The organism is Sphingomonas pituitosa NBRC 102491 (assembly GCF_001598435.1).
In the GTDB taxonomy this organism is placed as follows: domain Bacteria; phylum Pseudomonadota; class Alphaproteobacteria; order Sphingomonadales; family Sphingomonadaceae; genus Sphingomonas; species Sphingomonas pituitosa.
In genome coordinates this window covers 1-10551 of record NZ_BCYY01000047.1, presented here as the reverse complement: position 1 = coordinate 10551, position 10551 = coordinate 1, and the positions used below count along the sequence as shown (strand labels likewise).

10 protein-coding genes and 1 tRNA gene are annotated in these 10551 nt (G+C 70.4%); 6 read left to right on the top strand and 5 right to left on the bottom strand.

Annotated elements, in window-relative coordinates; translation table 11 throughout:
- The first annotated feature begins 20 nt into the window (after nt 1–20).
- On the top strand, nt 21–602 hold the full coding sequence (locus SPI01S_RS21250) for an LOG family protein (RefSeq protein WP_066727308.1): 582 nt from the start codon (nt 21–23) through the stop codon (nt 600–602).
- The gene (locus SPI01S_RS21245; RefSeq protein ID WP_066727307.1) at nt 602–1525 is read left to right on the top strand and encodes a phytoene/squalene synthase family protein; all 924 of its coding nucleotides are present in this window, start codon (nt 602–604) and stop codon (nt 1523–1525) included. Before SPI01S_RS21250 ends, SPI01S_RS21245 begins: the two co-directional genes overlap by 1 nt.
- Before the next feature lie 9 nt (nt 1526–1534).
- Here SPI01S_RS21245 and SPI01S_RS21240 read toward each other — a convergent pair whose 3' ends face one another.
- The 4 genes from SPI01S_RS21240 to ftsE are packed head-to-tail and all read right to left on the bottom strand — an operon-like array spanning nt 1535 to nt 4336.
- Nucleotides 1535–2218, bottom strand: a complete 684-nt coding sequence (locus SPI01S_RS21240; protein WP_066727305.1) for a lysophospholipid acyltransferase family protein — start codon at nt 2216–2218, stop codon at nt 1535–1537.
- On the bottom strand, nt 2218–2757 hold the full coding sequence (locus SPI01S_RS21235; protein ID WP_066727304.1) for a YdcF family protein: 540 nt from the start codon (nt 2755–2757) through the stop codon (nt 2218–2220). The genes SPI01S_RS21240 and SPI01S_RS21235 overlap by 1 nt, the downstream gene beginning before the upstream one ends.
- Nucleotides 2754–3638, bottom strand: a complete 885-nt coding sequence (locus SPI01S_RS21230; protein ID WP_066727302.1) for a cell division protein FtsX — start codon at nt 3636–3638, stop codon at nt 2754–2756. Before SPI01S_RS21230 ends, SPI01S_RS21235 begins: the two co-directional genes overlap by 4 nt.
- Complete coding sequence (gene ftsE / locus SPI01S_RS21225) at nt 3635–4336, bottom strand: cell division ATP-binding protein FtsE (RefSeq protein WP_066727301.1); 702 nt, start codon at nt 4334–4336, stop codon at nt 3635–3637. The genes SPI01S_RS21230 and ftsE overlap by 4 nt, the downstream gene beginning before the upstream one ends.
- Nucleotides 4337–4501: 165 nt before the next feature.
- Between ftsE and SPI01S_RS21220 the strand changes: the two genes are divergently transcribed.
- Nucleotides 4502–5212 (top strand): zinc-ribbon domain-containing protein, encoded by a 711-nt coding sequence (locus SPI01S_RS21220; RefSeq protein WP_066727310.1) that lies wholly within the window; start codon nt 4502–4504, stop codon nt 5210–5212.
- On the opposite strand, the gene SPI01S_RS21215 is transcribed toward SPI01S_RS21220, so the two are convergent.
- Nucleotides 5184–6542, bottom strand: coding sequence for an MATE family efflux transporter (locus SPI01S_RS21215; protein ID WP_066727309.1), 1359 nt, complete (start codon nt 6540–6542; stop codon nt 5184–5186). The two genes, SPI01S_RS21220 and SPI01S_RS21215, sit on opposite strands and share 29 nt — an antisense overlap.
- Nucleotides 6543–6671: 129 nt before the next feature.
- Between SPI01S_RS21215 and SPI01S_RS21210 the strand changes: the two genes are divergently transcribed.
- The 3 genes from SPI01S_RS21210 to SPI01S_RS21200 all read left to right on the top strand — a co-directional run.
- Nucleotides 6672–6758 (top strand) — tRNA-Leu (locus SPI01S_RS21210).
- Between the two features lie 169 nt (nt 6759–6927).
- Entirely contained in the window at nt 6928–9531 is a 2604-nt protein-coding gene (locus SPI01S_RS21205; protein WP_066727300.1) for a TonB-dependent receptor, read from the top strand.
- A 79-nt stretch (nt 9532–9610) separates the two neighbouring features.
- Nucleotides 9611–10551, top strand: a 941-nt coding sequence (locus SPI01S_RS21200) for a M28 family peptidase (RefSeq protein WP_066727298.1), incomplete at its 3' end; no start/stop codon positions are given.

Below are 10551 nucleotides of genomic sequence, written 5' to 3'. Positions count from 1 at the left end.
CCCCGCCACAGGAGCATGAAATGAAGCGTATCGCCGTCTATTGCGGCTCGGCCAGCCCGGCCGATCCGGTCTATATCGAAGCTGCCCGCGCGCTGGGCCGCACCCTTGCCGAACGCGGCATCGGCGTCGTCTATGGCGGCGGCCGCCTCGGGCTGATGGGCGCGGTCGCCGATGCGGCGCTGGAAGCCGGCGGCGAAGTGATCGGCGTCATCCCAACCCTGCTGGTCAACGCCGAGGTCGCGCATCGCGGGCTCACCGCCCTCGAAGTCTGCGAGACGATGCACGAGCGCAAGGCGCGCTTCACCGAACTGGCCGACGGCTTCGTCAACCTGCCCGGCGGCACCGGCACGATGGACGAATTGTGGGAGGCGATGAGTTGGGCGCAGCTCGGCTATCACGCCGATCCGATCGGCCTGCTCAACATTGCCGGCTATTACGACAAGCTGGTCGAGTTCTGGGAGCATATGGGCGCGGTCGGGTTCGTCCGGCCGCAGCATCAGGGGCTGCTGCTGGTCGACAGCACGATCGACGGGCTCCTGACCAAGATGGGCGATGCCCAGCCGGTGGTGCCGATCGCGCAGCTGCGGCGCGACCAGCTGTAATGCGCTTTCCCGGCCGCGATGCGATCGTCGCGACCGCGGGCGAGTCGATCGCCCGCGGCTCGCGCAGCTTTGCCGCGGCCAGCAAGCTGTTCGATCCGAAGACGCGGGAGCGGGCCTGGCTGCTCTATGCCTGGTGCCGCCGCTGCGACGACATCGTCGACGGCCAGGACCATGGCCATGGCATGACCCGCGTCGAGGATCCGGCGGCACGGCTGGCCGAGGTTCGCGAGCGCACCGCCGCCGCCCTGGCCGGTGCATGGGTGGGCGACGCCGCGTTCGACGCGCTGCGCATCGTCGCGGCCGAGACCGGCATGCCGCACCGCTTTGCGTGGGATCTGATCGACGGCTTCGCGCTGGATGCGGACGGCTGGAGCCCGCGGACCGAAGACGATCTGCTGCGCTATTGCTACCATGTCGCCGGCGTGGTCGGCTGCATGATGGCGGTGGTGATGGGCGTCGCGCCCGACGACGACGCGGTGCTCGATCGCGCCTGCGACCTCGGCCTTGCCTTCCAGCTCGCCAACATCGCCCGCGACATCGGCGAGGATGCCGAGGCCGGGCGCTGCTATCTGCCGTCCGACTGGCTCGCCGAAGTGGGGCTGACGCCCGCAAACCCGCTGGCGGATCAAAACGCGCTCGCCATTCTCGGCACGCGGCTCGCCGATCGCGCGGAAGGCTATGAGATCAGCGCGCGCGGCGGCGCGGCGGCGCTGTCGTTCCGCTCGGCCTGGGCGGTGCTGGCGGCAGCGGACATCTATGGCGGCATCGCCCGCAAGGTGCGCGCGCGGGGGCCGAACGCCTGGGACAGCCGCACCACCACCTCCGGCGGCGAGAAGCTGGCGGCGATCGCCCGCGCCTGGGCCGCGGCCTATCGACGCGCGCCGACGCCGCGCCCGGCAGGATTGTGGACGCGGCCGCGCTGAGGCGCAGGCTTATCCGTTCAGCACGTTGATGGCGGCATGGACCCGCGCCTCGATCTCGCGCCGGGGCAGCCCGGCCGGGATCGGCTCGCCGAATCGGAACACGATCTCGCCCTTGTGCATCAGCCCCTTGCGCGGCCAGACGTGCCCGCTCTGCACCGCGACCGGCACCACCGGCAGGTCGAGCGCGCGGTAGAGCCCGGCAAAGCCCGAGCGCAGCGGCGGCGCCTCGCCCGGGCGTACGCGCGTGCCTTCGGGGAAGATCAGCACCGAACGCCCGGTCGCCCGCGCCTTCTGCGCCTCGCGCATCATCGAGCGCAGCGCGGTGGCATTGGCCTCGCGATCGACGACGATCGTGCCGTAGCGCTGCGCCGCCCAGCCCCAGAGCGGGATCCTGGTCAGCTCGCGCTTCATCACCGTCGCCGGAGACCGCAGCATCCGGGTCAGCTCCAGCGCCTCGAAATAGCTTTCATGCTTGCCGGCGAACAGCAGCTGCCCGTGCGGAACATTGCCTTCGATCCGCAGCCGCGCGCCGACGATCGTCCGCACCAGCCATTGCAGCTGCCACGCCCAGCAATTGGCGTGCGCCCGCAGCGCCCGCGTCCCGAACAGCGCGGCGATCGGTACCAGCAGCACCATGACGATCGACATGCCGTAGAAGAAAATCCGAAACCCCCAGGTACGCAGCGCGTCCATCAATCGACCCCCAGCAGGAGCGCCCCCCGGCGCACCAGATATTTGTGATATTCGCGCAGCAGCATCCGCCAGCCCGGCCGGCTCGGCACGCCGTCACCGAGGATCGTCACGCCCTGCAGCACATGGCGCAGCTCCAGCCGGGCGCGCGCCATGTGCCAGTCCGAGGTGACCAGCCGGACGCTGTGATAGCCATGTTCGTGCACCCAGCGCCCGGTCTCGTCGGCGTTGGAGCGGGTATCCACCGCCTCATGCCCCAGATCGACGCAGCACCGGAACAACGCCCGGTCGGCCGGAAACTGCGCCGCGAGCTCGCGCGGCCGGACATCGGGGTTCACCCCGCTGACCAGCATTCGCTTCGCATCCTCGCGGCGGAGCGCATCGAGCCCGCGCTGGATTCGCCCCGGCCCGCCGGTCAGCACCACGACCGCATCGGTACGATGCGCGCCGAGCGGTCGACCCAGATTGTACAGGAACAGCGCGAAGCCCGCAGCCCATGCGAACGCGAGGAGGACCAGGAGGAAGAAGAAGCGCCGGATCACAGCTTGCGCCCCAGCGTGTGCAGCACGGTCATCCGCGTCGCCACGGTCGCCAGCAGCGCGAAGCCGATCGGCAGCAGAAGGAGCAGCGTCCAGTCGACCGGCGCCAGCGTCGCCCCGCCCAGCACCTCGGATCCGGTCAGCGCGAGCCGGGTCTGGAACAAGGCGACCAGCGCCAGCGCAGCGAGCGTGCCGAGCGCACCGCCGAGCAGCGTGTCGCGGGCGATCCGGCGCTGGAGCAGGCGTGCCACCTGGAGATCGGTCGATCCGAGCATATGCAGCACGTCGATGGTATCACGGTGCGTGTCCAGGCCCGCGCGGGCGACGAGCAGGGCGACGCCGGCGGTGGCGGCCGCGATCACCAGCACCAATGCGATGGCTACCCAGAACAGGGTCGCCAGCAGGCCGCGCACCGGCGAAAGCCAGCGCGCGCTGCCGTCTACCCGCGCCGCAGGCGCCACGCGGCGGGCGGCGGCCGCCACCTGCGCGGCAGCTCCGGGGCTGGCGGTCACGTCGATCAGCACCGGCATCGGCAGATCAGGATCGAGCCCGGCATCACCGAGCCAGGGCCTGAGCAGCGCCGCGAGCTCGGCCCGATCGGCTTCCCGCACCCGCGTAACGCCGGGCACCCTGCCGAGCGCAGCGACCAGCGCCCTTGCGCGCACATCCCGCGCGCTTGCATCCGCTTCGACGAGCTGCACGGTCAGCTGGCCGGCGAGCTGACGGTCGATGCCGCCGGCCGACCGCGCAACGCCCAGCCCCAGCGCGCCGGCCAGCACGGTGAGGAACAGCATGATCGCCATGATTCCAGCCATCACCCAGCTGCGCTGCCCTTCGCCGAGCAGCCTGAGGTCGATCGCGGCGCGCCGCCGATACCCGTTCATGCCGCCCCCGGCGGATGGCGGAGCAGGCCGCTGGGATCGACCAGCCGCCCCTTCTCGACGCGCATCAGCTGCGCGCGCGGGATGCGGCCGATCAGGTGCATGTCGTGCGTGGCGACGACGATGGTGGTGCCCAGCCGGTTGAGCGCCTCGAACAGGTGCAGCAGCCGGTCGGCCATGTCGGGATCGACGTTGCCGGTCGGCTCGTCGGCGACGAGGATCTCGGGCCGGGCGATGACCGCGCGGGCGATGGCGATGCGCTGCTGCTCGCCGCCCGAGAGCGTCGGCGGTTTGGCGGTGACTCGCGCGCTCAGCCCCACCCAGGCGAGCATCTCCAGCACCGGCGCTTCGATCTCGCTCTCCCGCACGCCGGCGACCCGCAGCGGCAGCGCTACATTGTCATAGGCGGAGAGCTGGGGGAGCAGCCGGAAATCCTGGAACACCACGCCGATCCGTCGGCGAAAGCCCGGCAGCCGCGCGCGCGGCAGCGATCCCGCATCCTCGCCGAACAGCCGCACTGCGCCCCGCGTGGGCCGCTGGGCAAGATAGAGCAGCTTGAGCAGCGAGGTCTTGCCCGCGCCGCTCGCGCCGGTGAGGAAATAGAATCCGCCCGCCGTCAGCGTGAAACTCACGTCCGACAGCGTTTCCGGTCCGGTCCCATAGCGCAGGCCGACATTCTCGAAGTGCACGATGTTGCCCATGCGCCGTGCGGTCCGGCCTCCTGTTCGCGGTGGTACCGGCTCGCCATCGCACAGGCCCCGGTGTGGCTCAAGCCGCCGCCCGTCCCAAGCCGCTTGCTGGCCCGAATCGGCCCCGCTAGACTCGCCTGTCCGTCGCGTGTCGGGCGGGTACCAGGGGGTATGGGCATGATCTTGGAGTGCAGCCAGTGCGGGTCGCGCTACGAAGTACCGGATTCGGCGATCGGCCCCGACGGCCGGACCGTTCGCTGCGCGAACTGCAAGCATAGCTGGTTCCAGTCGGCCGCACCGCTGGAGCTGTCCGCCCCGGCGCCTGCCCCCACGCCCGCCGCTGCCCCGGTGCTCCCGAATCGCGAGCCTGCCGCCGATCCCGCCCCGCTGCCGCCGCCCAGCCTGGCGCGCGGGCCGGAGCCCGTCGCCGATTATGATCCGTTCGACGCCCCGGCCCCATCCCGGCGCAGCGGCCTGCGCTGGACGATCGCCGCGCTGGTCGCGCTCGTGTCGGTGGTGCTGGGCGCCGCCGCGCTGCTCTACTGGAAGGCGCCGCAGGTGCTGACCCAGCTCGGCCTGCCGATCGGGGCGAACACCGCGCTGGTGTTCAGCGAGAAGAATGTCGCGCTGCAGGCGCGCGCCGACGGCAGCAAGCTGTTCATCGTCTCGGGCAAGGTGCTGAACGACACCGGCGCCTCGCAGCACGTGCCCGATATCCGCATCCAGCTGCTCGATGCGGAGCGCCGCGAAGTGTATAGCTGGCGGATCACCCCGCCGATCCGCACGCTCGCGCCGCAGACCGGCTTCGACTTCAATGGCGCCAAGGTCGATGTGCCGAACGGCGCCAAGTCGGTGAAGCTCAGCTTCGTGAGCGAACTCGACGGGTGACGACGCGCAGGCGGCCACCGTCGAGCAGCGCCGCCGCGACCATCCCCAGGCCCGAGGCGAGCACCAGCGCCGTCGCGCCCCACCCGGCCTGAACCAGCCACAGGCCGAACCCGCCGGTCACCACGAAAAATGCCAGGATGCCGTTGACGCCGGCCGCCACCTGGTCGCCGAGCGAACGCAGTGCGTAGACGAACACCACCTGCACCCCGTCGAACAGGATGAACGGCGCCCAAAGCAGCAGCATCGTCGCGGCAAGCGCATGAACCTCAACGGGCGCCGGAAAGCGCTCCACCACCAGCATCGGCACGAACATGAGCGCCAGCGCCAGCAGGCCCGTCGCCAGCGCCGCCAGCCCGGCGGCGATGCCGGCGCGGCCCGCCGCCGCCTGCGGCATGCCCTCGCCCACTGCATTGCCGACGCGCACCCCCGCAGCCGATCCCAGGCCCAGCGCCACCGCGAAGGTGACGTTGTGGATCGAGAAGACGATCTGGAAGGCATGGGCGGTATTCTCGCCCAGCCGGGTCGACAGCGCGATCAGGATCGAGAAACCGACCAGTTCCAGCCCCGAGGCGATTGCCGGGACGACGCCGAACCTGGCCAGGGCCCAGGCCCCGCGCCAGGTCTCCGCCCGTCCCCAGTCGCCGAGCAGCCGCACCCCCCGTGCCTCGGCGCGGGGCAGGGTCCAGGCGGCGACGAGCATGCCGACCGCGCCGAAGGCGGAGGCGATCGCAGTGGCTGCGGCGGCGCCGACCGCGCCCAGCGCGGGAAAGCCCCACGCGCCCGTTGCCAGCAGCCAGGCGAGCAGCCCGTTGAGCGGCAGCACGGCGAGGTTGACCACCGTCACCCGCGCCGGCCGGCTCACCCCCTCGAGGAAGAAGCTCGTCGCGATCGTGACAAGCTGGAAGGGGTAGGCAAGCGCCATCACCTGCACCACCGGCGTCGTCGCGGAGAGCAGATCGGGCGCCACCCCCACCCCGGCGAGCAGCGGCGCCGCAAAGCCCATCAGGATGCCCATGCTGGCAAGGCCGAGCAGCAAGGCGAGCAGCAGGCCCTCGTGCAGCACCCGGCCGGTCTGCCGCAGGTCGCCCGCGCCGTCGGCGCGCGACACATGGACGAGGATGCCGGTGAGCGCACCCAGCCCCATCACGATTCCCGGAAAGGTGATCGTCCGGCTCGCGCCGAGCGCGGCCACCTGGTGGGTGCCGGCCAGGCCGACCACCACCACGTCCGTCACATGCAGGATCGTCCAGTTCAGGCTGGTGAGCATCACCGGCCAGGCGAGCGCGAGGAGGCGGCGCGTTTCGGCGGCGAGCGGCATGGCGACGGACATGGCCGGCGGCATAGGCGCAAGCGTTGCGCCAAGAAAGCTGCACATCATGGGTTGCCAGCCCCGATTCCCTTTGCTAGGGGCCGCTGCCTTACCAGCCGCTGGTATGAAAATGCCGGCGGAAATTCACGTGCGGTCGTGGCGGAACTGGTAGACGCGCAACGTTGAGGTCGTTGTGGCCGAAAGGCCGTGGAAGTTCGAGTCTTCTCGACCGCACCATGAATAAAGACAAATGGGGGCTTCGGCCCCCATTTTCGTATCCGCGCCCCATGCGCGACAATTTATCCGACAATCCGGCACAGTTTTGCGACATGTGCGTCGTACCCGCCGAGCAGCGACAAGCGGGCCTGCGGGCCCGCTTCTGATTCGAACAAGGGATGGAACAAGGATGAAGCGACTGGGGACCACCCTGGCGGGACTGTTGGCAAGCGCATCGCCGCTGGTGGCGCACGCACAAACCTCGGGGGTGGCGCAGCAGCAGCCGAGCAGCCGGCCCGCCCAGGCACCGGCGCAGGAGAGCGACCCCTATAACGAGGAAATTGTCATCACCGCCAGCGAGCCCCGCGGCGCGGTGAAGGGCGACATCCCGCCCGAGATCACGCTGAACCAGGCCGATATCCGCGCCTATGCGGTATCCTCCGTCGCCGACCTGCTGACCGAACTCGCGCCGCAGACCGGCAGCGGGCGCGGCAGCGGCATGCCGGTGGTGCTGCTCAACGGCCGCCGAATCTCCAGCTTTGCCGAGATTCGCGACCTGCCGACCGAGGCGATCGAGCGCGTCGACATCCTGCCGGAGGAAGTGGCGCTCAAGTTCGGCTATTCGGCCGACCAGCGCGTGGTCAATTTCGTGCTGCGCGAGCGCTTCCGTGCGCTCACCACCGAACTGGAAGGCGGCGTGCCGACCGAGGGCGGCAACAGCACCCAGGAGGTGCAGGCCGACATCCTCAAGATCAACCGCGATCGCCGCGTCAATCTCGACGTGAAGTACCAGGGCACGACCGGGCTGCTGGAAAGCGAGCGCAACGTGCAGCCGACGTTCAACGACGGCAGCGGCGTCAACCAGGCACCGTACCGCACTCTGGTGTCTCCCAGCCAGGACCTGACGATCAACGGCAGCTATGCGCGCAACCTGAACGAGAAGGTCGGCGCGACGGTGAACGGCACGCTGGAAGTGCAGCAGAGCGAGGCGCTGCGCGGCCTCGCGCTCTCGCAGACGGGGGCGCCGCTCGCGCTCTCCGGCGATCCCAGCCCGCTCACCGCCAGCAACCGCACGATCACCGCGCATCTCGGCACCACGCTGAACGGCGACGGCCTGCCGTGGAGCAGCGCTTGGAGCTGGTCGCTCACCGGCAACTATGATCGCACCGAGAGCAAGACGATCACCGATCGCGGCTTCGATGCGCTGGGCGCGGCGCGCCCGGCCGATCGGGGCGAATCGACCTCGAACGTCGGCAATGTCGATGCGCTGCTACGGGGGCCGCTGTTCAAGCTGCCGGCCGGCGACGTATCGACGTCGCTGCGGATCGGCGGCAGCCTCAGCGGCCTCGACAGCACGAACTTCCGCGGCGGCGTCCTGCAGCCGACCAGGCCGCTCACCCGCAACATCGCAAGCACGCAGCTGAACATCGACCTGCCGATCGCCAGCCGCCGCCGCGACGTGCTGCAGCCGCTGGGCGACCTGACGATCAACGGCAATATCGCCGTTCAGCACCTGTCGGACTTCGGCACGCTGACCACGACCGGCTACGGTGTGAACTGGTCGCCGTTCAAGCCGGTGCGCTTCCTCGCCTCCTGGACCGACGCGGAGAATGCGCCGACTACCGCGCAGCTTGGCGGGCCGCAGATCGCCAACCCGAATACCCGCGTGTTCGACTATCGCACGGGCCAGACGGTGACGATCACCACGATCACCGGCGGCAACCCGCTGCTCCAGGCCGAAAGCCGGCACGTGATGAAGCTGGGGCTGGAGCTGCGTCCGCTGGAGAAGGCCGACCTGTCCTTCCGCGCCGACTATGTCAGCACCCGCATCCGCAATGACATCGCCACCCTGCCGGCCGCCACGGCGGCGATCGAGGCGGCCTTCCCGAGCCGCTTCGTGCGCGATCCCGACACCGACGAACTGGTCACCATCGACAATCGCGCGGTGAACTTCGCCGAGAACAACACCCAGCAGCTGCGCTGGGGCTTCAACCTTTCGTTGCCGATCAAGTCGTCGCTCGAGAAGAAGATCGCCGCACTGCGCGCCCAGCGCGAGAAGGCGCGCGCCGAGGCGGTCGCGTCGGGCAAGCCGCTGCCGCCCGAGGGCCAGGCCGGACTGTTCGGCCAGCAGCGGGGCCAGAACGGCCAGCCGCCGCGCTCGCCCTTCGGCGGCAGCCTGTTCGGCCCGCCGCCGGGCGCGGCGCAGGGTGGGGCGCAGGGCGCGCCCGGTGGTGGCGCGGGCGCGGGTGCCGGCGGCGGTGGCCGGCCGGGCGGCGGTCGCGGCTTTGGCGGGCCTAACGGTGCGCTCGCGGGCCGGCTGCAGTTCAGCCTCTACCATACCTGGTACTTCAAGAATCAGATCAAGATTCGCGACGGCGTGCCGATCCTCGACCTGCTGAACGGCGATGCCGCCGGCAATGCGGGCGGCCAGCCCGCGCACCAGATCGACGCCCAGGCCGGCATCACCAAGGACGGCGTGGGCGTGCGGCTCGGCTTCAAATGGCAGAGCAGCACCAGCGTCTATACCGGGCTGAACCAGACCAATCGCCTCGACTTCGGCGATCTCGGCACGTTCAACCTGCGGCTGTTCGCGGACATGGGCCGGCAGATCAAGCTGGTGCGTGCGCACCCCTGGCTGCGCGGCACGCGGGTGAGCCTGGGCGTCACCAACATCCTCAACACGCGCCAGCGCGTGACCGACCAGACCGGCGCGGTGCCGCTCAACTACCAGCCGGACCTGCTCGATCCCACCGGTCGCGCGGTGCGGCTGAGCATCCGCAAGCTGTTCTTCTGACGGTTAGCGGGCGCGGCGCCGGTTGCGCGCCGCGCCCGCTTGGCCCATCACCCCTGCCGAACCAAATGGGGGATGGCGAATGAAGCGTGGGTTGCTGCTGGCGGCATGGGCCGCCGCGAGCGTGCTGGCGGTGCCGGCACAGGCGCAGGTCAGCGCCGACTGGGTGCGCGCGCACGAGACCTTCCTTGCCGGCGACGAACTGCGCGGCCGCGCCAGCGCGACGCCCGACGAAGCGATCGCCGCCGCCTATGTCGCCGCCCAGTTCCGCGGCTTCGGCCTTCAGCCGGCACCCGGCATGGACGGCTATCTCCAGAAGGCCGAGATCGTCCGGCTGAAGCTCAAGGCACCGATCACGCTCACCGCCAACGGCGTGGCCGTGCCGGGCGCGGTGCTGCTGGTCGGCGACGGTACCGGCAGCGAGGGCGTCGCGCGCCTGACCCCCGCCAAGGCGATGTCGAAGATGGCGCCCGCGCCGGTGATGCTGGTGACCGGCGACATGCCCGCGATGCAGCTCTATCGCCTGGCCAGGTCCTTCAAGACGCCGCGGCTGCTGCTGATTCGCGAGAGCGCCGATACCCAGGCCATGATCAAGGGCTTGCACGGCGAACCGCGGCTGCCCAGCGGCTTGCGCAGCGAGCCGCGCGAGCCCGCGCCCTCGATCGTCGTGGTTCCGGCGGCCGCCTTCGACGCCCTTGCCGCGCAGAACGACGTGAAGGTCGCGCTCACCGTGCCGATCGAGGAGAAGGTCGCCACCACCACCAACGCGATCGGCTGGCTGCCGGGCACCGATCCCAAGGCGGGCGTGCTGCTCTTGAGCGCCCATCTCGATCACCTCGGCGTCCAGAGCGACGGCACGGTGATGCACGGCGCCAACGACGATGCCTCGGGCACCACCGCGGTGCTCGAACTCGCCCGCACCCTCGCCGCTAAGGGCAGCCGCAAGCGCGGCATCCTGTTCGTCGCGTACGGCGCGGAAGAGATCGGCGGCTATGGCTCGAGCTATTTCGGTGCGCACCCGCC

What these genes read in the sequence shown, in the direction of transcription:
- SPI01S_RS21230 (WP_066727302.1), bottom strand. Translation starts at nt 3,638, where the DNA reads ATGAACGGGTATCGGCGGCGCGCCGCGATCGACCTCAGGCTGCTCGGC.
- SPI01S_RS21250 (WP_066727308.1), top strand. Translation starts at nt 21, where the DNA reads ATGAAGCGTATCGCCGTCTATTGCGGCTCGGCCAGCCCGGCCGATCCG.
- SPI01S_RS21240 (WP_066727305.1), bottom strand. Translation starts at nt 2,218, where the DNA reads ATGGACGCGCTGCGTACCTGGGGGTTTCGGATTTTCTTCTACGGCATG.
- SPI01S_RS21215 (WP_066727309.1), bottom strand. Translation starts at nt 6,542, where the DNA reads ATGTCCGTCGCCATGCCGCTCGCCGCCGAAACGCGCCGCCTCCTCGCG.
- SPI01S_RS21205 (WP_066727300.1), top strand. Translation starts at nt 6,928, where the DNA reads ATGAAGCGACTGGGGACCACCCTGGCGGGACTGTTGGCAAGCGCATCG.
- SPI01S_RS21245 (WP_066727307.1), top strand. Translation starts at nt 602, where the DNA reads ATGCGCTTTCCCGGCCGCGATGCGATCGTCGCGACCGCGGGCGAGTCG.
- ftsE (WP_066727301.1), bottom strand. Translation starts at nt 4,336, where the DNA reads ATGGGCAACATCGTGCACTTCGAGAATGTCGGCCTGCGCTATGGGACC.
- SPI01S_RS21220 (WP_066727310.1), top strand. Translation starts at nt 4,502, where the DNA reads ATGATCTTGGAGTGCAGCCAGTGCGGGTCGCGCTACGAAGTACCGGAT.